General features: G+C 40.8%; 21 protein-coding genes and 1 rRNA gene. 5 read left to right on the top strand and 17 right to left on the bottom strand.

Annotation, left to right across the window (positions count from 1 at the left end; all coding sequences use genetic code 11):
• The 15 genes from DC083_RS09545 to scpB form a co-directional block, all read right to left on the bottom strand.
• A 16S ribosomal RNA gene (locus DC083_RS09545) occupies nt 1-145 on the bottom strand; the annotation flags it as partial.
• A gap of 757 nt (nt 146-902) precedes the next feature.
• Complete coding sequence (locus tag DC083_RS09540) at nt 903-2120, bottom strand: aminotransferase class V-fold PLP-dependent enzyme (protein ID WP_109189968.1); 1218 nt, start codon at nt 2118-2120, stop codon at nt 903-905.
• A 217-nt stretch (nt 2121-2337) separates the two neighbouring features.
• Nucleotides 2338-3420, bottom strand: coding sequence for a SufB/SufD family protein (locus tag DC083_RS09535; RefSeq protein WP_157954924.1), 1083 nt, complete (start codon nt 3418-3420; stop codon nt 2338-2340).
• A gap of 10 nt (nt 3421-3430) precedes the next feature.
• Nucleotides 3431-4201 carry a Fe-S cluster assembly ATPase SufC gene (gene sufC / locus DC083_RS09530; protein ID WP_109189966.1) on the bottom strand — a complete coding sequence of 257 codons (771 nt, stop codon included), beginning with the start codon at nt 4199-4201 and terminating at the stop codon, nt 3431-3433.
• 75 nt (nt 4202-4276) lie between these two features.
• The gene (gene sufB, locus DC083_RS09525; protein WP_109189965.1) at nt 4277-5734 is read right to left on the bottom strand and encodes a Fe-S cluster assembly protein SufB; all 1458 of its coding nucleotides are present in this window, start codon (nt 5732-5734) and stop codon (nt 4277-4279) included.
• A gap of 109 nt (nt 5735-5843) precedes the next feature.
• Nucleotides 5844-6266: an SUF system Fe-S cluster assembly regulator gene (locus DC083_RS09520; protein ID WP_109189964.1), complete on the bottom strand. Its 423-nt coding sequence runs from the start codon at nt 6264-6266 to the stop codon at nt 5844-5846.
• A 184-nt stretch (nt 6267-6450) separates the two neighbouring features.
• Complete coding sequence (eno, locus tag DC083_RS09515) at nt 6451-7737, bottom strand: phosphopyruvate hydratase (protein WP_109189963.1); 1287 nt, start codon at nt 7735-7737, stop codon at nt 6451-6453.
• A 113-nt stretch (nt 7738-7850) separates the two neighbouring features.
• Nucleotides 7851-9128, bottom strand: a complete 1278-nt coding sequence (locus DC083_RS09510) for a citrate synthase (RefSeq protein ID WP_109189962.1) — start codon at nt 9126-9128, stop codon at nt 7851-7853.
• A 182-nt stretch (nt 9129-9310) separates the two neighbouring features.
• Nucleotides 9311-10342: a quinone-dependent dihydroorotate dehydrogenase gene (locus DC083_RS09505; RefSeq protein ID WP_109189961.1), complete on the bottom strand. Its 1032-nt coding sequence runs from the start codon at nt 10340-10342 to the stop codon at nt 9311-9313.
• A 395-nt stretch (nt 10343-10737) separates the two neighbouring features.
• Nucleotides 10738-10980, bottom strand: a complete 243-nt coding sequence (locus tag DC083_RS09500) for a type B 50S ribosomal protein L31 (protein WP_026879614.1) — start codon at nt 10978-10980, stop codon at nt 10738-10740.
• Between the two features lie 192 nt (nt 10981-11172).
• Complete coding sequence (gene rho, locus DC083_RS09495; protein WP_109189960.1) at nt 11173-12429, bottom strand: transcription termination factor Rho; 1257 nt, start codon at nt 12427-12429, stop codon at nt 11173-11175.
• Nucleotides 12430-12642: 213 nt separating this feature from the next.
• Nucleotides 12643-13314, bottom strand: a complete 672-nt coding sequence (locus DC083_RS09490; RefSeq protein WP_109189959.1) for a DedA family protein — start codon at nt 13312-13314, stop codon at nt 12643-12645.
• Nucleotides 13315-13451: 137 nt separating this feature from the next.
• A complete protein-coding gene (gene lolD, locus DC083_RS09485; RefSeq protein WP_109189958.1) occupies nt 13452-14186 on the bottom strand; it encodes a lipoprotein-releasing ABC transporter ATP-binding protein LolD in 735 nt (244 codons plus the stop codon).
• On the bottom strand, nt 14179-15516 hold the full coding sequence (locus tag DC083_RS09480; protein WP_109189957.1) for a lipoprotein-releasing ABC transporter permease subunit: 1338 nt from the start codon (nt 15514-15516) through the stop codon (nt 14179-14181). Before DC083_RS09480 ends, lolD begins: the two co-directional genes overlap by 8 nt.
• Before the next feature lie 164 nt (nt 15517-15680).
• On the bottom strand, nt 15681-16286 hold the full coding sequence (scpB, locus tag DC083_RS09475; protein ID WP_109189956.1) for an SMC-Scp complex subunit ScpB: 606 nt from the start codon (nt 16284-16286) through the stop codon (nt 15681-15683).
• An 838-nt stretch (nt 16287-17124) separates the two neighbouring features.
• Between scpB and DC083_RS09470 the strand changes: the two genes are divergently transcribed.
• The 3 genes from DC083_RS09470 to DC083_RS09460 all read left to right on the top strand — a co-directional run bounded on the left by DC083_RS09470 (nt 17125) and on the right by DC083_RS09460 (nt 21467).
• The gene (locus tag DC083_RS09470) at nt 17125-18417 is read left to right on the top strand and encodes an L-cysteine desulfidase family protein (RefSeq protein ID WP_229822538.1); all 1293 of its coding nucleotides are present in this window, start codon (nt 17125-17127) and stop codon (nt 18415-18417) included.
• Nucleotides 18418-18545: 128 nt separating this feature from the next.
• On the top strand, nt 18546-19988 hold the full coding sequence (locus DC083_RS09465; protein ID WP_109189955.1) for a cation:dicarboxylate symporter family transporter: 1443 nt from the start codon (nt 18546-18548) through the stop codon (nt 19986-19988).
• Nucleotides 19989-20132: 144 nt separating this feature from the next.
• The gene (locus tag DC083_RS09460; RefSeq protein ID WP_109189954.1) at nt 20133-21467 is read left to right on the top strand and encodes a CoA-disulfide reductase; all 1335 of its coding nucleotides are present in this window, start codon (nt 20133-20135) and stop codon (nt 21465-21467) included.
• 196 nt (nt 21468-21663) lie between these two features.
• On the opposite strand, the gene holA is transcribed toward DC083_RS09460, so the two are convergent.
• Entirely contained in the window at nt 21664-22701 is a 1038-nt protein-coding gene (gene holA / locus DC083_RS09455) for a DNA polymerase III subunit delta (RefSeq protein ID WP_109189953.1), read from the bottom strand.
• A 128-nt stretch (nt 22702-22829) separates the two neighbouring features.
• Nucleotides 22830-23417: a TetR family transcriptional regulator gene (locus DC083_RS09450; protein ID WP_109189952.1), complete on the bottom strand. Its 588-nt coding sequence runs from the start codon at nt 23415-23417 to the stop codon at nt 22830-22832.
• A gap of 126 nt (nt 23418-23543) precedes the next feature.
• Between DC083_RS09450 and DC083_RS09445 the strand changes: the two genes are divergently transcribed.
• Together DC083_RS09445 and DC083_RS09440 are read left to right on the top strand one after the other, a co-directional pair.
• Nucleotides 23544-25052 carry an MFS transporter gene (locus DC083_RS09445; RefSeq protein ID WP_109189951.1) on the top strand — a complete coding sequence of 503 codons (1509 nt, stop codon included), beginning with the start codon at nt 23544-23546 and terminating at the stop codon, nt 25050-25052.
• Nucleotides 25053-25369: 317 nt separating this feature from the next.
• Complete coding sequence (locus tag DC083_RS09440) at nt 25370-26656, top strand: M20 family metallo-hydrolase (protein ID WP_109189950.1); 1287 nt, start codon at nt 25370-25372, stop codon at nt 26654-26656.
• Nucleotides 26657-26714 lie beyond the last annotated feature (58 nt).

Below are 26714 nucleotides of genomic sequence, written 5' to 3'. Positions count from 1 at the left end.
CTAGACTAAAAGGTAGATTCCTATGCATTACTCACCCGTCCGCCACTCGCCACCAAAGAGTAAACTCTCCGTGCTGCCGTTCGACTTGCATGTGTTAAGCATACCGCCAGCGTTCAATCTGAGCCAGGATCAAACTCTTCAGTTTAAATCCTTAATAATGTTTTAAATCTCTCGATCTAACCCATTTACTCAATTACTGCTACTATTCCCATTATTAAAAATAGTGCTGGAATTGTTTGGTTAGACTTCTATCTTTTTGCTCTCGCAAAGCGATACAAGCCCCCATACAAACTTACTTAAGATTAATTTGTTAAAGAACGCTTAGAAACTAGTGAAAGTATTCATCACCTAAAGGCCCGTTTACTTGTTTTTCACCGCCCTAAGCAGACGAACTATACTACAGATCGAGATGCTTATTGTCAAATTTATTTTTGAAGTTTTTTAATCTTTTTTGAAATCAGTTCTAAATGAATTTTTAAAACTCATTAAAACCAACATTAAGATTAAACACTTCTAAATCTGACCGTTTTAAAAGTTAAAATAAAAATTAAACATAACTCCCAAAACCGCTCTCTTCTCTGCCACCTCGAAAGGTGTCGTCTGAATCAAGAAGGAGAATTCTACACTCTTTTTAAGATCTTGCAAGGGGTTTTCTGAAATAATTTTACTGTTATTGATAAAACAGATTCAATCTATTGATTTTTCTATGCTTATATTTTGAAGGTATTTAATTTTTGGAAGTATTTGCCCATTTGTCTTATCACATAAACTTCCATCATCTGCATCCCCCATTCTAAGAAAAAACCCTCGTGATTCTTTTTTAAAGAAAAGAGCACTCCTAAGAATGCTCAAATAAAGTAACTTCTTATGACACTAATGAGTAATAAAGAGAGTAATAATATCTAACCAAATAATGCGATAATTTTTTTCAACCCCGCAACTAAACGATCAATCTCTTCACTTGTGTTATAAACACCTAACGACATTCTTGCTGTAGCGGGTACTTTCATTCGTTTCATCAGTGGTTGCGCACAATGGTGACCCACTCTAACTGCGACCCCTTCATGATCAAGCAGAGTGCCAATATCATGCGGATGAATCCCTTTAATAACAAATGAGATCACACCCGCTTTATTTTCTGCCGTTCCGATAATTCTCAATTCTGGGATTTGGCTTAAGGCGCTTGTTGCATATTCTAATAGCGCTTTTTCATGAGATTCAATCAACTCAAACCCAACAGATGTGACCCATTTAATCGCTTCACCAAATGCAATCACACCAGCGATATTCGGCGTTCCTGCTTCAAATTTATTAGGAAGAGGGGCAAATGTGGTTTTTTCAAAAGTAACGACATCAATCATATCTCCACCTGTTTGGTAAGGAGGCATCGCTTCTAATAATGTTCTTTTGCCATAAAGTACACCAACACCGGATGGTCCATAGAGTTTATGTGCCGAGAAAACATAAAAATCAGCATCAAGCGCCATAACATCCAAAGGCTGATGCACTACACCTTGTGCGCCATCAATCAATACTTTTGCCCCAACCTTGTGCGCCTCATTAACAATTGTAGCAACATCATTGATTGTGCCTAGTACATTAGAGACTTGGGTTACTGAGACAATTTTCACTCGATCATTCAACATTGCTCGATATTGATCCATCTCTAGTTCACCGGCATCATTGATCGGAATCACCTTTAAAATAGCCCCTTTCTCTTCACAGATCATCTGCCAGGGCACTATATTAGCGTGATGTTCCATCTCTGAAATAATCACGATATCTCCTGCTTGTAGCACTTTACGTCCATAACTTTGCGCCACAAGATTAATACTTTCAGTTGTCCCTTTGGTAAAAATAATCTCTCTTGGATCTTCCGCTTTAATAAACGCTCGAACTAACTCACGAACCGCTTCATATTCTTGCGTTGATTTTTCACTAAAATAGTAAACACCCCGATGAATATTGGCATAATAGTGCTCGTATACCGCTCTTTCAGCATCAATCACCTGTTGCGGTTTCTGTGCTGAAGCACCGGTATCTAAAAATGCTACCGTTTGGCCTTTCACCGCTTGTTGTAAAATTGGAAATTGCGCTCTTATTTCAGGTAGTGCGATCATGATAACGTCCCCACTTATTTGAATGATGAAATCTTTCGATTAATTTTCGAGATTAATAATTTTTTGATTTTTGGCGATGAGTAGATTGTGAGTAAAAGGCGTATGTGTGGCTCACAATTATCCGCTATTGCACTCACCCATTATCTATACCGTATCTCTCAATGTAAGAAGAGGGATAAATTCCCTTTATCCCCCCAATAATATTGCCTATTTTGACTTATAGTAAAATTGCAATATCGTGATCTAATCTATGCGCTAACCAGTCACGAATAGATTCACTACGAATTGTATCCACAATCTCAACCGCATAAGCCCGAATCAACATCTTCTTCGCTTCTTCCGCAGAGATACCCCGAGAACGAAGATAGAATAGATGATCAGGTTCGATAAAACCGACCGTAGCACCATGAGTACAGCGCACATCATCCGCATAAATTAATAAACGAGGAATGGTCAATGCACGAGCACCATCATTCAAAAGTAGTGAACGAGTCATCTGGTCCGCATCGATCTTTTGTGCATCTTGAAAAACATGAATTTGTGCATCAAACAGTGCTTCGGCACGATCTTTTAAGATGTTTTTGACCTGTTGATTACTGCTACAATTAGGTACTTTATGATCTAAATCGACCACATGCGAGATATGTTCCCGACCTTCAGCAATATTGAGCACATTCAGTTCACTATAAGCACCTTCCCCTTCTACAGAGAAAGCAATATCAGAGCGGGTAATCGCTCCTTGAGATTGATAGCTCATATAGTGCAATTGACTCTCTGTTGCTTGTGTTGCCACAAAATCAAAAAGGCTCGAACCCACTTTGCTATTAATCCCCGCATGGACAAATTCAATATTCGCTGATTCAGCTAGTGAAACACTCATTGTGCCTAAGTTAAGATATTCTCCATTACCCGCTTCTACTAATAGAAATGAGGCTTGAGATCCCTCTTCAGCGGTTACGACGATATTAAAATCAACTTGTACTGCTGCATCTTGCCCATCTGTTACGTGATAAATCACGATCGGGCGATCAACCACAGCACCATTCATTAGGCGAATTTCTAATAGATTACTCGTTGCTCGTACTAAAAGGCTTTCTGGTAATGAGAGTTCATGAATCCAACGGGAAGCAACTTCACCATTGTAGATGGGGAGAATAATAGCACCTTCCGGCAATGTTTCATTAACCGGCGCTGAAGCTTCTTTTGACACAGGCGCTTGCCACGCTGTTGAAAAGAGCTTCCGCAATGGCGTATCTCTAAAGCGCTCACGATGCGCATTATCTTGATATTTTGTTAGCATGATGATCTCCTTATTTATGAACTCGAGTACCGCCCGCTTCTTCACCGCGGAATGCAACATACCCTTCTTTCTCAAGTTCAAGCGCTAACTCTTTACCCCCACTTTTCACAATTCGACCATCCGTCATTACATGAACAAAATCTGGCTGAACATAATCAAGTAGACGTTGGTAATGGGTAATTAATAAGAAGCCACGATTGGCATCCCGTAACGAGTTGATCCCTTCAGAAATTACACGAAGTGCATCGATATCAAGCCCTGAATCCGTTTCATCTAACACCGCAAATTTAGGCTGAAGTACTAACATTTGTAAAATTTCGTTGCGTTTCTTCTCACCACCAGAGAAACCTGCATTGACAGCACGCTTGAGGAATGAAGAATCCATTTTTACAGTTTTCATCTTCTCTTGCAGCATCTCATAGAATTCAAGCGCATCAACTTCCTCTTCCCCTCTTGAACGGCGAATCGCATTAAGCGCGCTGCGTAAAAAATAGTGATTATTCACGCCTGGTAATTCTGCAGGATATTGGAACCCTAAGAAAATCCCTAATTGTGCTCGTTCATCAGGATCCATCTCTAAAATTGAACGTCCTTCAAAAAGGATATCGCCTTCAGTGATTTCATAACCCTCTTTTCCCACGATCACATTTGCAAGAGTACTCTTCCCTGAACCATTAGGCCCCATAATTGCGTGTACTTTTCCTGCTTCGATCTCTAAGGTCACGCCTTTAAGAATCTCGGTACCATCAACTTCTACATGTAAATTTTGAATGCTTAACATATTTTCTACTCTCAATTAATTTTTATAAATTCTGTTATAAACGCCGATATAGGTTTAACTGGTCAAAATCAACGATTAACCCACACTACCTTCTAATCGTAGCTCTATCAAACGTTGCGCTTCTACGGCAAATTCCATCGGCAACTCATCAAAGATCTCTTTACAATAACCATTCACAATAAGGTTAATTGCATCTTCTTCTGATAATCCACGTTGTTGACAATAGAAGAGCTGCTCTTCTGAAATCTTCGAAGTAGAGGCTTCATGCTCTACTTTTGAACTTGAATTACGGACATCAATATAGGGGAAAGTATGTGCCCCACATTTATCTCCCATCAAGAGCGAATCACACTGAGAGTAATTGTAAGAGCCTGTTGCATTAGGACTAATTCTCACTAATCCACGGTAAGAGTTCTCAGAGTAACCTGCAGAAATACCTTTTGAGATAATCGTCGAGCGAGTATTTTTACCTAAATGGATCATTTTAGTACCGGTATCAGCTTGCTGACGGTCTTTGACGAGTGCCACAGAGTAGAATTCGCCAACAGATTCATCCCCTTTGAGGATACAGCTTGGATATTTCCAAGTAATCGCCGAACCTGTTTCTACCTGTGTCCAAGTGATTTTAGATTGAAAACCTTCGCAAATACCCCGTTTTGTCACGAAGTTATAGATTCCACCCTCTCCATTTTCATCGCCAGGATACCAGTTTTGAACCGTAGAATACTTAATGGTTGCCTTCTCTTTTGCCACCAACTCAACAACGGCTGCATGGAGCTGATTCTCATCCCGCTGTGGCGCTGTACATCCTTCAAGGTAAGAGACATAACTCCCCTCATCTGCCACGATCAATGTTCTTTCAAACTGACCGGTATTAGAAGCATTAATTCGGAAATAGGTAGAAAGTTCCATTGGGCAACGAGTGCCTTTAGGAATATAGACAAAAGAACCATCGGTAAATACTGCCGCATTCAGTGCAGCAAAGTAGTTATCATCGTGTGGCACAACCGTACCGAGATGCTCTTTTACTAATTCAGGATACTCTTGAACCGCCTCACTAAAAGAGCAGAAAATAATGCCTTGCTCTAACAAACGCCCTTTATAAGAGGTTGCCACAGAAACTGAGTCAAAAACCGCATCTACGGCTACACCGGCGAGGATTTTTTGTTCTGAAAGTGGAATCCCTAAACGCTCGTAAGTGTAGAGTAATTCAGGATCTACCTCATCTAAACTCTTAGGACCATCGGCCATTGATTTAGGCGCTGAATAGTAAGATATCGCTTGATAATCGATCGGATCGATCTGTAAATGTGCCCAATCCGGCGCTTCCATCTCAAGCCAAGCACGATAAGCGGTTAAACGATATTCTAATAACCACTCTGGCTCTTCTTTAATCTTAGAGATATGACGAATCACATCTTCATCTAAGCCGGGGGGAAGCGTTGTCTGTTCAATATCAGTGGTAAAGCCATATTTGTACTCTTCACTGGTGATCGCTTCAATTCTATCTTTTTCTGTAATTTCTGCTGTCATAATTTGTTATAGTCATCCATCAATTAGATTTATCAAGGATCTATTCTTATCTTCTACCCTATCTATATATTGTTATATACAATCAGTGCCTAAAAAGTGATTCCGTTACTTACTCTACTAGCTTCCTTAAATCTTGTGCTGATCCAAGCAGCGATTTTAAAGTCACTTCCGAGAAACTCTCGTAAAGCTTATGATTAATCACTCTCCAATGCGGTGCTAATGTGCAAACAATCGCTTTATCACAAGGATTCTCCATGTCATTACACGCATTCACTGCTACCGGCCCTTCGATCGCTTCAATAACTTCCAATAAAGTGATCTCTTCAGGATCTCTTTGTAATTGATAGCCACCGTAAATCCCGCGAGTAGAGGTTAAAAGCTCTGCTTTAACCAGTAATTTTAAAACCTTACTCACTAGCGAAACATTGAGCTCACATATTTCAGCTAAAGCCGAAGCGCTTAGCTTCTCTTCACGAACCGCTAATTTCGTCAGTACTAACAGGGCATAATCTGTTTCTCGAGTAATTCTCAATGTATAGACTCTCTAAAAATAAATATAGGACTAATATAGTACTATATTAGTCCTAATTCAAATTTGTTTTACTAATGATGCTTAATTAAAGCTTAAATCTAAAGTTTATTTCTCAAGCGCCAAGATCAAAATAGCGATCTAAAACGATCAGATCCTCACTTTAATGCATCAAGACAATCGTTGCTTAAAACTTCACCGCTTTAAATGCTTTTTGACCCGCATATTCCGCTTTATCACCAAGTTCTGCTTCGATACAGATTAAACGGTTATATTTTGCAACCCGATCTGAACGGCAGAGTGAACCTGTTTTGATCTGCGTTGCTACTGTTGCAGCTGCAATATCCGCAATGGTCGTATCTTCCGTTTCACCAGAACGATGCGATACAACTGCAGTGTAGTTCGCATCATTTGCCATATTGATCGCATCGATTGTTTCAGTCAATGTCCCAATTTGGTTTGGCTTAATAAGAATTGAGTTGGCAACGCCTTCTTTGATACCACGTTCAAGAATTTTGGTATTCGTCACGAAAAGGTCATCCCCAACGATTTGCACACGATCGCCGATACGCTTAGTAAGGATATCCCAACCCTTCCAATCTTCTTCATCCATACCATCTTCGATGGTGATAATAGGATAACGATTTACCCAATCTTCTAAGAATGCTGCAAATTCTTCAGAGGTAAAGGCTTTGTTTTCAGAAGCCAATACATATTTACCATCTTTATAGAATTCAGAAGCGGCAATATCTAAACCTAAGAAAACATCTTTTCCTGGCTCATACCCTGCACGTTTAATCGCTGTCATAATGACTTCTAATGCTTCTTCGTTAGAACCTAAGTTTGGCGCAAAACCACCTTCATCACCAACACCTGTAGAAAGGCCTTTTTCCGTTAATACTTTACGTAGCTCATGGAAAATTTCAGAACCGTAGCGAATCGCTTCAGCAAATGTGGGTGCGCCTACAGGAAGAATCATAAACTCCTGAACATCAACAGAGTTATCCGCATGTGCGCCACCATTAACGATATTCATCATCGGTACAGGAAGTGTATATTTTGCACGATCTGCAAGATATGCATACAGCGGTAGACCTTTCTCATTCGCAGCTGCATGCGCACAGGCAAGTGATGCCCCTAATAGTGCATTTGCACCTAATTTGGACTTATTATCGGTGCCATCTAATTTGATTAAGATCTCATCGATTTTTTTCTGATCTGAGACTTCAACGCCCTTTAATGCTTCAAAAATAGGACCATTGACATTACTACAAGCTTGCAACACACCTTTACCGCCATAGCGTTTTTTATCACCATCGCGAAGCTCTACAGCCTCTTTAGCGCCGGTTGATGCACCGCTTGGAACTGCAGCCTCACCCGAAATGCCTGAATCTAAAGTTACTTTAACCCAAACTGTTGGATTTCCACGTGAATCTAAGATTTCTCTTGCGATAATCGAGTTAATTGCTGACATATAATATCTCCAAATAGTTATTATTGAAAAAATCAGAGGGTGTAGCTACAAAGCAGCTACACCCTCTATTATTTATTGTTCTTGATGAAATATCAAATTGGACTTACCAAAACTTATTTTACATCACGAATTTTAGGTCCAATATAACGTTGACGTGGACGACCAATCTTCATATTAGGATCTGCAATCATCTCTGCCCAATGGCTAATCCAACCACTTGTCCGAGCAATAGCGAACATTGGGGTAAACATCTCTACAGGAATACCCAATGCTTTATAGATAATACCTGAGTAGAAATCCACATTTGGATAGAGTTTACGTTCAACGAAGTATTCATCTTTCAATGCGATCTCTTCTAAGCGAACGGCAATCTCCATTAATGGATCTTTACCATATTTTGCTAATACTTGATCCGCGATGCCTTTAATAATACGTGCACGTGGGTCGAAGTTTTTGTAAACACGATGCCCAAAGCCCATTAAACGGAATGGATCATCTTTATCTTTCGCTTTTGCCACATATTTATCGATATTGCTGACTGAGCCGATCTCTTCAAGCATTACCAATACAGCTTCATTCGCACCCCCATGTGATGGCCCCCAAAGTGAAGCGATCCCTGAAGCAATTGCCGTAAATGGATCCGCACCTGAAGAACCTGCAAGACGTACAGTTGAAGTCGATGCATTTTGCTCATGGTCTGCATGAAGTGTAAAGAGCATATCGATTGCTTTCTCTGCAACAGGATCAATCTCATAATCAGAGCAAGGTGTTGAGAACATCATTTGCAAGAAGTTACCTGCATAAGAGAGATCATTGCGAGGATAACGAATCGGTTGACCTTTTCCATGTTTATAACAAGCCGCAGCAATCGTTGGCATTTTTGAGATCAAGCGATGTGCGATAATCATACGATGCTCAGGATCAAAAATATTCATCTTGTCATGATAGAATCCCGCCATTGAGGCTACTGAACCTACTAACATCGCCATAGGATGAGAATCATAGCGGAAACCTTGTAAGAAGCGTTTCATGTTCTCATGCATCAATGAATGCGTCATGATGATCTCTTTGAATTCTTTCGATTGAGATGCATCTGGCAATTCACCATTCCAAAGTAAGTAAGCAACATCAAGATAATCTTTCTTCGCTGCTAATTGCTCGATTGGGTAGCCACGATAAAGTAACTCACCTTTCTCACCGTCGAGATAGGTAATGGCACTTTCACAACTTGCCGTTGAAACATAACCTGGGTCATAACTGAACATCGACATCTCTTTATTGAGTTTAGCGATATCGATCACAGAATTGCCATACACAGAATCAAGAATAGGAAAATCTGCTTCCACACCTGTTCTATTGTTAATAAAGGTCACTGTATCTTTTTTACTCATACTAATAATCCTCCGACTAGTCAGTCGCCATTCCCCTGCATAGAAAACAACTTCTACTTCGAAAAATAGTGAGTGCTAGCATACTTTTATAAAAAAACTCAAACTTGAGATAAATCATATATTCCGACCATAGTAGTACATATAATGGGAATTTAAAATAGATAAACCGCTTAGTGAGCTATTCAATTTTCTAATCGGTCTAGTAAAGCTTGGTTTATTTCCTCAATTAAAGCAGGACCTTCGTAGATAAAACCTGTATAAATCTGTACTAATGAAGCACCAGCATCGAGCTTATCTAAAGCATCTTGAGCCGACATTATGCCGCCTACACCTATGATAGGGAATGCACCTTGACTCTCTTTCGCTAAAAAACGGATCACTTCTAATGAGCGTATAGTTAAAGGTGCACCACTTAAACCACCCGGTTCCGCGCTATCTGGTGACTGCAATCCTTCCCGATTAATTGTCGTATTCGTTGCAATAATGCCGGCAATTTTAGCCTCTAATACAATATCAACAATTTCCCGAAGCTGATCTTCAGAGAGATCCGGCGCAATTTTTAATAGGATCGGTTTAGGTTGATCATAACTTTGATTCTTATTCTGCAAGGTTTTTAGTAGATGCAATAACGGCTCTTTTTCCTGTAATGCTCGCAAATTAGGGGTATTAGGAGAACTCACATTTACCACAAAATAATCCACCACATCAAAAAGTGTTTCAAAACAGATCAGATAATCATTGACCGCTTCATCATTCGGCGTTGCTTTATTTTTCCCGATATTACCACCAATAATAAGCTGATGACCCCGTTTTAAGAGCCGAAGTTTCGCGGCATCTACACCATCGTTATTAAACCCCATCCGATTGATAATCGCTTGATCTTCTACTAAACGAAAAAGTCTCTTACGAGGATTACCCGGTTGCCCTTTCGGGGTAATCGTACCAATCTCTATAAACGAGAAGCCAAGCTTTCCTAGCGCATCATATACCTTCGCATCTTTATCAAATCCGGCAGCAAGTCCTACAGGATGACGAAAATGTAGCCCCCAAAGTTCTTGCCCTAATCGTGAATCATTCGATGCGGTCTGTTTGCCAAGCACTAACTGCGTTAGAAAGGGAAGCGCTGTCAAAGCACGAATCCCCCAAAATGAGAGATGATGTGATTTCTCAGGATCAATTTTAAAGAGCATTTGTTGAATGATCGATTTAAGCATAATGATGATCTCCCCATTTTATGCACATAAATAGATAACCGTTTTGCTTATTCTTATTAAAGCTCATAACAGTCAAAATCGTTGTATAGTAATATCAGTTCAAAATAAGCTTATTTAAATGCCGGCGAATCAACTGATAGAGGCAAGAAAGCTGTTATATCCGGCATCTTGCAAGTGTTGGTGAGTCAGGTTTGATGTTCTTTCAAAACCCCACAATAGCTGTTTAAAAACTATTTTTCTTAAACCCAATTTACTATAATTCGCAAAGTTACTTTAGGATATTAAGGATTTTTGGATACGAAAAAAAAAGCATCTCTAAGAGATGCTTTTCTAACTCTAAAATAGTACTGCGTTGTTCATTAACAATCCGCCAGTCATTAGGAATACAATTCCCATTAACGACCGTATTTTTTACGGAAGCGATCAACACGACCTTCAGCGTCAAGAATATTTTGTTGACCTGTGAAGAATGGATGTGATGCAGAAGTAACTTCCATACGCACTAATGGGTACTCGTTACCATCTTCCCATTTGATTGTATCTTTAGTTTTGATTGTTGAACGCGTTAAGATTGCAAAATCGCTTGATGCATCTTGGAACACAACAGGGCGATAGTTAATTTGATTTTCTTTTGACATAGTTATTTATCCATTAATTAATGTTATGAAGCTATTTTCTAAATACGCCGGAAAGATTCGTCAATCTTCAGCTTAATGTATTAAAAAATAATCAAGAGGGGAATTTTACTGCAATCCCCCACTCTTTGCAAATTTTTAAGATTTTGTCAGCTCAATGGTAGGCAACTGTCTGCCCTTTTTGAGCGGGATATCTTAACCTTTCATCATTTGGAAGAATTCCGCATTTGTCTTTGTCTCTTTCATTCGATCAAGTACAAACTCCGCTGCTTCAATCTCATCCATTGGATGAATTAATTTGCGTAAAATCCACATTTTTTGTAACTCTTCAGGATTCATCAAGAGCTCTTCACGACGGGTTCCTGAACGATTGACATTAATCGCCGGGAAAATTCGTTTCTCAGCAATACGACGATCAAGTTGAATCTCCGAGTTACCCGTTCCTTTAAATTCTTCAAAGATCACTTCATCCATCTTCGAACCTGTATCGACCATTGCCGTAGCAATAATCGTGAGGCTACCACCATTTTCAATATTTCGCGCAGCACCAAAGAAACGCTTAGGACGGTGAAGCGCATTCGCATCAACCCCACCCGATAATACTTTTCCTGAAGATGGAACCACGGTATTGTAAGCCCGCGCAAGACGTGTCATCGAATCGAGTAGGATCACAACGTCGCGACCATGTTCAACTAAGCGACGCGCTTTTTCAATCACCATTTCAGCCACTTGAACATGTCGAAGTGCCGGCTCATCAAAGGTTGAAGCGACCACATCTCCTTTCACAAGACGTTGCATCTCCGTTACCTCTTCAGGACGCTCATCAATCAAAAGAACAATCAAGTACGCTTCAGGATGATTAATCGCAATTGATTGAGCGATATTTTGCATCATAATGGTTTTACCCGCTTTAGGCGGTGCCACGATCATGCTTCGTTGACCTTTACCAATCGGTGCAACGATATCGATCATTCTTGCGGTAATATCTTCGCTAGAACCATTCCCAAGCTCCATTTTGAGCGGTTGATCAGGATGGATCGGCGTTAAATTTTCAAATGCAATTTTCCGGCGATTTTGGCTGACAGGCTCATAGTTGATCTCATTGACTTTCACGAGCGCAAAGTATTTTTCATTATCCTTCGGCGCGCGAATAACCCCTGAAACAGTATCACCCGTACGAAGATTAAAGCGACGAATTTGTGAGGGACTAATATACACATCATCGGGGCCGGCTAAGAAAGAGCTATCTACACCCCGTAGAAAACCATAGCCATCATTCAGGACTTCAAGCACGCCATCGCCGATGACCTCGCCCCCTTTCTCAGCTTGCGCCTGCAAAATAGCGAAAATTAATTCATGCTTTTTAGCACGCATTAACCCTTGGATATCCATAGCTTCAGCAATATCAACGAGCTCTTGCGCGGTTTTCTGTTTTAATTCTGTTAGATTCATAGATTGATGGTAGATATTTATTAAATATATAAAAAGGGTTCTAAACGACGTTAGAATCTGATAGATCAATAATGGGTGATAAGTGGGCGATACAGATGCCCGAACAGCCTTTTCTCAACAAGTCTTTTAATTTTAAACTTGCACATAACTCAAAAAGGGCGAAAAGAAAATTGTATAAAAAATCTGTATAGAAAATCTATATTAGCGGAAAGTTTATGCTTTATTATCTTTTCGTGCAACTTTATTTCTTGAACGAGCCCACATCGCCTTTAAAATTTCAATTCCGATAGGCAGTGCCGAGATAATCACAATGCCTATAACCACTAAGGAGAAATTTTCTTTCACAACCGGCATAGTTCCGAAAAAGAACCCTGCACCTAGCATACTCGTTGTCCAAAGTAGCGCTCCCGTTACATTATAAAAGCCAAATCGGCGATAACACATCTGACTTGCGCCCGCGACAAAGGGGGCAAAGGTTCTCACTATCGGAATAAAACGCGCCAAAATAATCGTTTTACCCCCGTGACGTTCATAAAAGGCTTCCGTTTTTTCAAGATATTTGAGCTTAAAGATCTTTGCATCAAGTTTAAAAGGCTTAACCCCTAAATGTTTACCGATCTGATAATTAACCGCATCGCCGAGAATCGCCGCAATCAGCAATGTTCCCCATAATACCCAAATATTCATTGCGCCAATCGCCGCAAGTGCGCCGGCCGCAAAAAGTAACGAATCGCCCGGCAAAAATGGGGTAACAACGAGCCCTGTTTCGCAAAATACCACGAGGATTAAGATAGCGTAGATCCAATACCCATACTCCGCAACGATCACTTCAAGATAGCGATCAATATGCAGAAAAATATCTATAAATTGTGTGATCCACTCCATCTCTTTTCCTTAATCAATTATCCAATAAAGGACTCATCATAAATCATTAATAATAACGTGCCATATCGCTCAAGCAATATCAATCTCGCTATACCAACCTAGCCCGAACAACATTGGTGAATAAACATTCAATTGCCTTAAAAATCCGTAATGGGATTAAGCTGTAGATCCTTTAATTGCCAACATTGATCCATTTTTCGTGCAAGTGATAGATCATGCGTGACGACAATTAAGGCCGTTCCTACTTCATCATTAATTTCACACATCAAATCAAAAATCGCATGCGCATTATCTTCATCCAAATTCCCCGTTGGCTCATCTGCAAGTACTGCCGCCGGCTTAGTCACTAAAGCTCGCGCAATGGCAACCCGTTGCCGCTCACCACCCGAGAGTTTTCCAGGACGATGACTTAAACGATGAGAAAGCCCTACTCGCCCTAACAATACTTCAGCTTCCGCTCTTGCCGCCTGAATATTACCGCCACCAATCACTAAGGGCAATGCCACATTATCAAGCGCCGTAAACTCCGGCAATAGATGATGAAACTGATAGATAAAGCCCAAATACTTATTACGCAGATAGCCCCGTTTCGCTTCAGATTCCCGATTAAAATGGTGCCCGTTGAGATAGATTTCACCGCTTGTGGGTTTATCAAGTCCCGAGATCACGTGCATCAAAGTACTCTTACCTGCACCCGAAGCGCCGACAATCGCAATACGATCCCCTTTATGAATTTGAAAACTCAAATCTTTAAAGATCGCAATCTCCTCTTTCTGATCAATAAAGACTTTTGAGATTTTCTCTACATCCAGCACGACCTCATTTGAAGTAGATGATGCCCCTGAAAGTGACGAGGATAATAATTTACTCATAGCGTAGCGCCTCCGCAGGTTGAGTTCTTGACGCTTTCCAAGCGGGATAGAGGGTTGCTAAACTTGCTAATAGGAAAGCAATACCGGCAATCGTTGCCACATCTGAGAAGAGCACAATTGACGGGATTTCTGAGATCGGATAAATACTGGGTTCAAAGAGTGTTTTACCCACTAAGTGCTCAATCCAATGGACAATATCCGCCACATTAAAGGCAATGAGCAATCCTAAAATGATCCCGATAACCGCACCAAAGAATCCAATAAAGGTGCCTTGTACCATAAAGATTGCCATAATTTTCCGAGGAGGAAGACCTAGCGTACGCAAAATCGCAATCTCTGAACGTTTCTCGGTTACCACCATTACGAGCATTGATACCACATTAAACACAGCAACAGCGACAATCATACTCATAATAAGGAACATCGAGATCTTTTCGATCTCAATCATCTTAAAGAGTGCCGCAAATTGATTCACCCACGTATAGACAGCGTAAGATTCTTCAACATTATTACCCTCATTCATCCCTTGATGTTGCAATTGCATTTGGGCACGATCTTGTAATTTAGTTTGTAGATAAAAGGCGGTTTCTCTCGCCTTCATTGGCTCGGCTAATTTTAAACGAACGCCGGTCACACTCTCTTTCGGTAAACGGTAGAGAATCCCTGCATCTTTAAGATTCACAAAGATATTACTAATATCATATTCATATACGCCGGCTCTAAAGAGCGCCACCACTTTTAAGCGCTTCATCCGCGGGGTTGCGCCGGCAACGGTAACATTAATATCTGAGGTAATCAGGGAAATATAATCGCCGATACGCACCCCTAAGCGATTGGCCATATCTTGACTAATCATCACTCCAAAGGGTTGTGTTGAGAGAATATCAAAAGTCCCTTCTGTCAGTTGGCCATTATCATCTTGAATGGTAATCGTGTTTGCAATCGGCGATACTTCCGCCTCATATTGTGGATCAACACCATAAACTTGAACGGGCAACATCAATCCTGAGGCATTAATCAAGCCTTGCCCTTCAATAAAAGGCGCACCCCCAATCACGTTATCCTCTGCTTTTGCTATCGGAATCAATGCTTCCCATTCAGCAATATGACCTGTGCGATCATTGAGAATTTGATTATGAAAAGCCATCGCAATACTGCGTTCAGCCACCTCTTTTTGGAAGCCATTCATCACCGATAACACCACAATCATCGTCATTACGCCTAGCGCAATCCCCCCGATTGAGACAAAAGAGATAAACGAGATAAAATTATTTTTGCGTTTAGCGGCGGTATAACGTAAGCCGATAAAGAGCGGTAAAGGTCTAAACATAATCACTCATTTTATAGGTAAATTAAGGGGTTATTATAAAGCAAAAAACGATGCTGTCAGAAGATATTCCCTAACAATAGGTAAAACTGATCAGGCAATGTTCTTTGAGTATAACTGATAGAGACATTATAGAAGATCAAATATAGAGGATTAAATATAAAGGATTAAATCACAAGATCTTCTTCCTCACCGGCAAGCTCTTTAAAGAGGGTTTCTAATTCCGGCAATGGCGGCAGTTCTTTGAGAGATTTGAGGTTAAAGTCATCTAAAAACTGCTCTGTCGTTCCATAAAGAATCGGCCGTCCCGGCGTCTCTTTGCGCCCTACCACCTTAATCCATTCCCGATCTTCTAAGGTTTTAATAATATTACTATTGACCGCGACGCCACGAACAGCTTCAATATCGCCGCGAGTCACAGGCTGTTGATAAGCAATCAGGGCAATGGTTTCAAAAAAGGCGGTGCTATAACGCTGTTGTCTCGCTTCAAAGAGCTTACCGACCCAAGGTGCAAAACGCTCCGGCACTTGAAAACGCCAACCAGAAGCGACTTCGACTAATTCGATTCCCCCTTTTGCTTGACGATAATGATGTTCTAACTCAAAGAGCGCGCGAATAATATCACTCTCACCGTATGCTTCACTTTCTAAAATGGACAGAATCTCCCGCAGGGATAGCGGTACTTCTGAAGCCATCAAGATCGCTTCTAATAATGCTTTTAAGCTCTCATCACTGCGCTCTTGCTCTTCACGCTTCTCAGTTATCTCCTGCATACTTCCTCTCTTCTTACGCTATCTTACACATTATCTTATAGATCTTGTTGATCGCTACATTGATCACTCAGATCGTAATTTTATGTTCTTTTCCCCTAAAAACATAGCCCAAGATCACGATGATTGCTGAAATATTACGATCTATCTCCTCGATACAACTCTCATAAATTCTCAATTACACTCTAACAAACCCCCAATTATGCGTTAATTAATGAAATTAATTGATCATCTTTAAAATGTCACTCGGTCAAAAACAGCTTGATAGGATTATCAATAGGCATTGATTTAAAATAAGCTCCTGTAAGCTCAAAATAAGATTGAGCACAACCGATTAACCTTATACCTTTCAACAAGCTATCTATTCGATTCTATCTGTTTTATAGACCTTGAGCTCCAATTTCTAGATTGTTTTCTAGCATTATTGAGAGAATATACCTCTATTTTCATTAGGTTAGCGTCTAACGAAATAATTCCCTAGGCAAATACTTTTTAGATATAAGGGCTCATCACGCATAGTGCAATAGAAATCGATATTGTTCTGAAAAAGCTAATTCACTATAAATCACAGTAAATTACTGAAAATAAATTATTTTAAAAAGGGTTTTCCCGCTAAATATTCAACAATATTTGACGCTTATCATAAACAATATAATAACTTTTTATTATTAATAATAATCGTGATAAATTTTTAATATCTTATTACTAGGATGATTATGTGAAGTTACTTCTCTCATTTGAAATTAAGCAACCTTACATAACCCCAAGAATCTGATAAAAAATGTGAAACTATACCCTAAAAGGTTTCATACAAATCCATCGCATTATTGAGGAGATTGCTATGCGAGACAATCAAAAATGGGTCGAAATGCTCAAAGCGGTCAAAAAAGAGGTCTTACCTGCTTTAGGTTGCACAGAACCAATTTCACTCGCTTTAGCCTCTGCTATTGCAGCCTCTCATCTCGAGGGTGAGATCGATTATATCGATGCCAAAGTCTCCCCTAACTTAATGAAAAATGGGATGGGCGTAACGGTTCCCGGCACAGGAATGCAAGGTTTACCTATTGCAGCTGCGGTTGGGGCTCTCGGAGGCGATCCTGAAGCGGGGCTTGAAGTGCTCTCAACCTTAACGCCAGAGTTAGTCTCTGCCGGTAAAAAGCTATTAGAAGAGAATAAAGTATCCGTCAGCATCTCACCAAAACCGAAACTTCTCTACGCCGAATCAACTGTTGTTTCAGGCGATCATAGTGTCAAAGTCGCCATTGCTGATTCTCATACTCATGTCATTCTCATTCAAAAAGATGACCAGGTTCTCTTTGAAGAGATTGAAGAAGTTGGACAAGAAGAGAGTAGTGCTTACTCCTTTGACGGTATTAATACCCACGATCTCTTTGAGTTTGTGAGTAATGTACCCTTTGAAGAGATTCAATTTATTCTACAAGCCGAAAAACTGAACGATGCCCTATCTCAAGAGGGACTCAAAAATAGTTATGGTCTTCATATCGGTGCAACGTTAAAACGGCAGATGGAAAAGGGTTTCCTTGCAGATGACCTTCTCACCAAAGTATTGATTCGTTCCACTGCGGCGGCAGATGCCCGAATGGGAGGTGCGACATTGCCGGCCATGAGTAATTCTGGTTCTGGTAATCAAGGTATTACAGCAACAATGCCGGTGGTAGTGGTCGCCGATTTTATCGATGCTTCACCTGAGGATCGGGCTCGTGCGTTAATGCTCTCGCACTTAATGGCGGTCTATATCCACGATAAATTACCCCGTCTGTCTGCGCTTTGCGCCGTTACCACAGCAGCAATGGGTGCAGCGGCAGGTATGGCTTATCTTTTAGGCAAAGGTGAATATGAACCGATTAGCCGAGCGGTTTCGAGCATGGTGGGGGATCTAGCCGGCATGATCTGTGATGGCGCTGCAAATAGCTGTGCTATGAAAGTTTCCACCTCTGTAGGCTCTGCATTTAAGGCGGTATTAATGGCATTAGACAATACCGGCGTAACAGGCCAAGAGGGAATCGTCAGTCATGATGTCGATGATTCTATTGATAATTTATGCGCTTTAGCAAGCGGCAGTATGCAACAAGTAGATACACAAGTTCTACAAATTATGGTGAATAAGAAATAGTGCGTCATAACAAAATCCCTAGTTAGCTAACTAATATTTTGTTATTTCACGTTACGCTCGTTTCAATTTCACCGCTTCAGCTTCACTTTGTTTAATTTCACTTCTTCAACTTCTTTAGGGGTAAACTTATGAACGTGTTCGATTCTGGCCCAATATTTGAAGGGACCTTCTTTGATAAATTCCTCGCGATTACACACTATCAAACATTGGTCTGTATCTTTATTCTTCTAGTCTGTTTCTATATTATGAAGCAGCTCCAGAATAGAAAGATGACCTTCTCAATGCGTATGCTTGTAGGCCTTATTTTAGGGGCTGTGCTTGGTTTAGTGATTCAACTTGTGGCGGGCTTCCCAGATAGTCCTGCAGTTTGGATGAAAGAGACTTCCGTTTGGTACGGGCTCTTTGGACGCGCCTTTATTGCCTTCATCCGAATGCTCGTTATTCCACTGATCTTTGTATCGATTGTAAAAGTCATCATCGACTTTGCAGGTAAAGAGAATCTACCGAAAATTGCTTTTAGAGGGATCTTCTGGTTACTCTTCACTACGGGAATAGCCTGTATCGTGGGCATTATTCTCGCGAATATCTTTAGTCTTGGTGAAAATCAAACCAATATTGAGATCGCAACCACCGCAACTGCAAAACAATATACCAATCTTGTAGATACCTTTATCCGCCTCATTCCAAGTAATATCGTTTCAGCAATGAATACTGAGAATATCGTGGGTTTAGTGATCTTCTCTGCACTACTCGGAATTGCGGCAAACCGTATGGAGAAAAAGAATCCTGAAGCCATCGGGGCTTTTAAACTCTTCATGCAAGGTTTCTATAAAATTGTGATGTCTGTGGCAATGACCATTATTAAATTCATGCCTTATGCAGTGATTGCATTACTTGCAAATACAATTGTTTCAAATGGTATTCCGGCGATTATTGAAGCATCTAGTTTCGTCTTAGCCGTCTATATCGCTATGATTGTTATGGTCATCGTTCATATTATTATCGTTGCGATCCATGGTGTCTCTCCGGTGATGTTTGTGAAAAAATCATTAGGCGTATGGTTAATGGGATTCACTAGTCGCTCATCAGTCGGAACTTTACCGATGACCATTTCAACCTTAACAGCTCGTATGGGGGTTAACGATGGTACAGCTAACCTTGTAGGTTCTTTAGGAACAACCATGGGGATGAATGGTTGTGCTGGTTTCTTCCCTGCACTGATTGCCGTCATGGTCGCCCACATGGTAGGGATTGAGACAGATCTACAGTTCTATGTCATGATGGTTATTGTTGTGGTCATTGGCTCTATCGGTATTGCTGGTATTCCAGGTACAGCTACCGTTGCGGCAACAATCGTCTTATCAGGGATGAATATGGCAGAGTACTTCCCACTAATTGGTATGGTATTAGCTATTGACCCAATCATCGATATGGCGCGGACATTAACAAACGTATCAGGCACCTTAACTGCAGCTGTGGCAACAGATAGAGAGGTGGGTACGATGAATATGGAAGTCTTTAATGATCCCAATGCAACCTTAGAAAACTTAACAGATGATCATATGGATTAATGGAATAGCATAATATTGATCTTCTACGTGACTCTAAAAGAGTACACTAAGGAAATAGGTTAAAACTTAAATAAAAGTATTCAATCAGAATCGCCCCTTTCGAGGGGCGAATTGTTACCGAAATCTCGTTAGAGGTGAAATAAAATGAATTATCTAATTTTAGGGGCAAATGCAGCCGGAATGTCTGCGGCTGTCAGAATTCAAAAATCGGACAAATCCGCAAAGATCACTGTACTTGAAAAGAGCGATGTAGTCTCCTTTGGTTCCTGTGGTATCCCTTACTTTGTTGCTGGAGAATTTACCTATATTGAGCAGATGACTGCGCGCCCCTTAGAAGATTTTCTAAAAACAGGCATTGATATTCGTTGCTTTCATCAAGCTATTAAGGTTGACCCTGAGCAAAAAAGCGTAACGGCTCGCAATCTCCAAACAGATGAGACTATTCAATTTTCTTTTGATAAGCTCCTCATCGCAACAGGCGCATCACCAAGTGTTCCGCCGATTACCAGTTTAGATGCCGAACATGTCTATACAATGCATTCTCGATATGATGCGAAAGCGCTCGTTGAACGTTTACCTCATACACAAAATGTGGTCATTATTGGGGGTGGATTTATCGGTGTTGAAGCGGCAGAAGCATTTCAAGAGCGCGGCAAAAATGTCACGCTTATTGAGTTTGCACCTCGTATTCTCGAAAAAACCTTTGATGCCGAAATTACACCGCTATTAGAAGCAGAGCTACGACAAAAAGGGGTGAATCTTCGTACGGAAGAACGGGTCATCGAAATTGAAAAAGAGGCTACCGGCAAAGTCAGCCACGTTATCACGAATCAAGGTCGTTATGCTGCGGATTTAGTTGTGTTAGCCACAGGGTTTAAACCCAATACCGAGTTTCTCCAAGGTGTGATCGACATGACGCCGCAAGGGGCCATTATCATTGATGATCTATGCCAAACCAATCAAACCGATATCTATGCTGCCGGTGATTGTGCTACCGTACAACATCGTATTGCCGGCGATCGTTATCTTCCACTGGCCACAACGGCTAATAAACTTGGTCGTTTAGTTGGTGATACCATGGCGGGTAGACCTCGCCCCTTTATAGGCACTTTAGGATCAAGTGGTATTCGGGCATTTAATCTAGAAGCAGGTCGCACCGGTATTGGCGAAGAGGAAGCAAAAGCCCTTGGACTCGATTACAAAACGGTCTTTATCCAAGATAAAAATCATACTGATTATGTGCAACCCCAAACGAATATCTGGGTAAAACTGATCTATGATGCCAAAACACGCGTTATTTTAGGGGGACAGATGTGTGGTGCTTATCTAGGTGGCGCGGTACATCGTGTAGATGCCTTAGCGGTTGCCATTTATAGTGGTTTAACTGTAGATGAGCTTGGCTTTATGGACTTTATCTACGCCCCACCTTTTGCTCGCACTTGGGATGTGCTCAATATTGCCGGCAATGTTGCCAAGTAATATCCCGATAAATATTCTCAATAAGATCAATCTCTGATACCCAAACCCTATCTGATTCATCTATTTACGAAAAATAAATAGTGAGAGATAGGGTTTTCTGTAATTGAAATGCTCGTAATAGCAAGACTCATCATTGAGATCTTCGGGATTAATATTCTGTGACTAGAGAATGCTAGATGGGATGATAACACCATCACTAGCGAACAACGGCAACAGCACTTAATGAGAGTAGACGTTCACCTGATAGTGCAAAAGCCACACGTCGAAGCGCATTCCAAGGATTCTCTTTCAGTTGTCCTTTCGTCGCTTGGTCGATCTGTACCATCATCTTCATCACATTTTTAATCAACGGTAAACTGATTCTCGATAAGGCCCGTTGGTAGAGCGGTTGTTTATTACGCCAAACTTTTGAGAGCACCTGTTGCATACTCTGTCCTGCCTGCAAATTAAGTAACATCTCCCGAAGCGTCGCCACCTCTTTTTGTAATAAAGAATTAACTAATACCGCCGACTCATTCTCCTCCTCAAAGGCGTTAATAATTCGATGAATACGCGCAATATCGCCCTCTAAAATGGCATCACTTAAATCAAAAGCGATAAATTTCGAACTCTGCGTTAATGCATCTTTAAGATGGGCTTCTGAAATTGATTGATCCCCGTAATAGAGCGCAAGATAATCTAACTCTTGAATCACCGAGAAGAGATTTCCCTCATTATTTTGCGCTAATAGCTCAACGGCTTCCCGCTCAAGATGCAAATTTCGGCGTTTCGCTTCATTAAAAATCCAACCAGGGTATTCATGAACTCTCGGAGGATAGAGAAATGAGACAATTCCGGTCTTATCGATTGCCGTTACCCATTTAGTTTTCTGCTGTGCGGATTTTAATTGCGGTGTAGAGATCAACAGAAAAAGATCCGGTTCAGGATGAGAAAAATAGGATTCTAATGCCGTTTGCGCCTTACGATCAGGAAGATTATTAAAGCGTAATTCAATGATCTTCTTCTCAGAAAAGAGTGAAAGCGATTGTGTCGCCTCGGTAAAAAGGTTCCAATCAAATTTGGCATCAATCTCAAAGAGATCCCGTTCAGTAAATCCCGCTTCTCTGCAAAAGGCACGCGCTTGATCCATTAAACTCAGAACTAAATAAGGCTCATCACCTGCCGCTAATAGCGCCGAAACTTTACTGCCATGTTTTGCTAATGCCGGCATCACTTCATAAGCACTTAATCGCATATCTCTCTACCCTTTACAACCATTATCTCAAATGGAATCTCGAACGAATCTATTCATCTATATAGAATCCAACATCTTACTATAGACCGAGATGAAGTATGGACTTTTTCTCTGCGCGCAACAATCAACTAAGTCGCTTTGCCATCTACTTGTAAGATTTGTGCGATATGCCGGCGAATAAGCTGCCGATTAACTCTGAAATCCTCAACAACTGAAAGACTATCAAAGCCACAACTAACCGCTATCAACATCCAAGTGGTCTCTGACGCACTTTGGATATGAAAGCAACCTTGTTGAACACCTTCTTTAACTAGCTGCAAAATTTGCTGATACCAATCATCAATCGACTGTTTATACGCTTTTTTAATCTCGGCATCCTGCTCAGCAAGAAATTGTGACTCACTCCACAATCGGCGCATCGTATTGCCAATATCCCCTTCTTCATAAGGACAGAGTAACTGGATTAATTGATCTAAGAGTGTCATCTCTTTTAGCATTACATCATTCTGTTTCAGTAACGCTTTAGAAATTGTCTCTAAGGCCATCGCCTTCAATTGGCTAATCGATTGAAAGTGATGATGCACTTGTCCTACTGCAATTTGCCCTTTTGTTGCAATGTTCCGAGCTGTAATAGCAGATAACCCTTCTTCTCGAGCAATCATCGTTGCAAGATGTAAGATCTCCTCATAACGTTCTTGTTTCGTTAAATATGCCACAACTCATCCTTTACCAATAGTGATTACGAGATTATAAAAAAATATGGACATGTGTTCAACTTCTATATAAAATTCAATTTGAATTATTGTTCAACTTATTCAAAACGCATAACAAAAAGGATTTTTATGCATCTCAAATGGAAGATTTTAGCCCTTATTATTTTAATCTACCTTCCTGTTTCAATTGATGCGACGGTACTACATGTCGCCCTCCCTACACTCGGTTTAACACTCTCCGCCACAGCAACAGAACTCTTATGGATTATCGATATCTATTCGTTGATGATGGCAGGATTACTATTGCCCATGGGGGTTTTAGGGGATCGAATGGGCTATAAGAAACTCGCAATCTTAGGATTAATCATTTTCGGATTCTCCTCCCTTTTCGCAGCACTCAGTACAAGCCCGATGATGTTAATCGTTGCCCGCGCATTTTTAGCCGTTGGAGCGGCAATGATCCTACCGGCAACACTCTCCGGCGTTCGCAGTACCTTTACGGATGATGCAGAACGCGCCATGGCTTTAGGGCTTTGGACCACCATTGGGGTTGCCGGCGCAGCTATTGGGCCTCTTGTCGGCGGTTATCTCCTTCAATATTTCTACTGGGGCTCTGTCTTTCTCATTAACATCCCGATTGTGATTATTGCCATTATCGGTATTCTTTGGATTGTTCCGGCACAAAAAGAGAATCCCGCACAGCAGTGGCAAATTGGCAAAGCGTTACTGCTTATTATCGGAATTTTAATGACGATTTATGCGTTAAAATCCTTCATCAAAATGGATGGCAATCTTCTATTGCCGATAACTCTTGGAGTATTGGGGATTGCGCTTTTAATCTATTTTGTCAGACGAGAATTGCAACTAGAAAACCCGATGTTCGACTTTGGATTACTCAAAGAACGTACTCTCGCTATCGGAGTCATTATCGCTATTACAGCGATGATCAGCATGGTGGGATTTGAGTTTGTGATGGCGCAAGAATTACAATTTGTTTATGGATTTACACCGCTTAAAGCAGGGTTATTTATGCTCCCGTTAATGCTTGCAAGTGGCTTAGGCGGTCCGATTGCAGGTTGGCTTGTGGCGCGTTTTGGTTTACGAGCTGTGGCAACTATTGGTATCGGTATTAGTGCGATTAGCTTCTTTGGCTTAGCCTTTACCAATATTATGACGCAAACTTACTTAGTATGGGGCTTCTTAATCTTATTAGGATTGAGCATTGGTATTGCCCTGCTAGCTTCAACAACCGCAATTATGTCAGCAGCGCCACCGGAAAAATCCGCATCTGCTGGTGCAATTGAAGGGATGGCTTATGAATTAGGGGCCGGCTTTGGTGTCGTTTTCTTTGGTATGTTCTTAACCTTGATCTTTTCTCACCATATTATGGTGCCGGCAGATCTACTTCCTGAACAAGCACAAATGGCTTCAAGCTCTATTAACCAAGCCTTTTTAGTGGCTGAACAATTAAGTAACCAAGAAGCAGCACAGCGCCTCGTCGAAACGGCACGAGAATCTTTTGTCTTTGCCCATTTCTTCTTACTTCTGCTATCAGGAATCTTATTATCCCTGTTAACAGTGATCGTTTGGCGCTTCTTACCTAAACGAATGATCACATCCGGTTCAATAAGCCACTAATTAGAAAGGGATCTTGTAGAGTGCAATATAGTGTTTTATTTTAATCAATAATCACTATTGAATAATCTCGTTACAATTTCTGTATCATTTATAAAATTACAAAAGCGCTATCTGCCTTAAATCCGGCAATAGCGCTTGATCTTTTTTAGACAAACCTAAAGTATTTAAGTTATAGATATAGAGGGTTCTAGTGATCTACCTTTGAATCATTACCCACCCATAATATCTATTCGTTATATCTACTTGCTATATCCAATTCTAATAACTACTAATATCCCGATGTTTCCCGTGAAACATTCATACCCCTAAGGAAGAATATGACCTACGATTGCAGCCTTTTATCGTCCACCTTACAGACTCAGGTTTTCACAGATATCAATGCCTTGAAAGCGATTACCGAACCTGACAAACCTTTTACTCGTAGGGCTTTTACTGAAAAGTATCAAGAGGGTCGGGCATATCTGATTGCGCAACTTGAGCCACTTGGATTAAAACCTTTTATCGATAATGCCGGAAACTTACGGGCTCGTTTACATGGGAAAACTGAAAAAACCCTTTATATCGGCTCTCATAGCGATACTGTTCCAAATGGTGGCATATTAGATGGGATTCTAGGGGTTATCGCCGGTGTTACTATTTTGCGTTACTTTGTGGAGAATAACCTTACGCCACAATATAGTCTTGAGCTCATTGATTTTCTAGCGGAAGAAACGAGCGATTGGGGAATTTCTTGTATCGGCAGTCGCGGTTTATCGGGTCAATTATCCGCTGAGCATCTTGCGTTAAAGCATCCGAAAACAGGTGAAATATTAGCAGATGCCATTCAACGTATGGGCGGTTCACCAGCAACACTTTCAGAATATCAAGCGATATCAAATCCTCTCACTTCGCAAACGGAAAATTATTTTCTAGAACTGCATATCGAACAAGGCCCGGTATTAGAACGGACAGAGAAACAGATCGGTATTGTAACCCATATCGCCGGCATCACACGTTTAAAACTCACGCTATTGGGCGAAGCTAACCATTCCGGCACGACGCCAATGAGTATGCGCCAAGATGCTTTAGTAAAAGCCGCAAAAGTTATTATCGCAACCGATAAAATCGCGCAACAAATCGCCGAACAAGCGCAAATAGAAGGCGATTCTTTTGTCGCAACCTGTGGTTATATCGAAAATGTTCCAAATGCTATTAACGTAGTCCCCGGTAAAACAGTTTTGATTCTTGATATTCGCACCACGAATATGAAGTTATTAGAGACTTTTCAAACATCATTAAAACACTCTTTAGAATCTTTTGCAGGTGATTATCTCGAAGAAGTATTGAGTCAAGCAGAACCTGTGCCGATGAATTCACAACTAATATCGCTCAGTGAAAATCTTGCCAAAATCACCCATATCTCCACGTTAAAAATGGCAAGTGGTGCAGGTCATGATGCGGCCTTTATGGCATCCATTGCAAAAACAGCCATGCTCTTTATCCCCAGCATTGCCGGCATTAGCCATAATCCCAAAGAGGCAAGTTACGAGAAAGATATTCTGTGTGGTATCGAATTACTACTACAGCTGACAATAAAACTTGCACTTAATGAAAAGAAGTTGTAGCTTGTATTCATAACAATAATTACAAAAAAGAAAACAAAATTTATCAATTGTCAAGATT

Source organism: Ignatzschineria ureiclastica, assembly GCF_003121845.1.
Taxonomy (GTDB): domain Bacteria; phylum Pseudomonadota; class Gammaproteobacteria; order Cardiobacteriales; family Wohlfahrtiimonadaceae; genus Ignatzschineria; species Ignatzschineria ureiclastica.
This window is presented reverse-complemented; position numbering and strand designations above follow the sequence as displayed.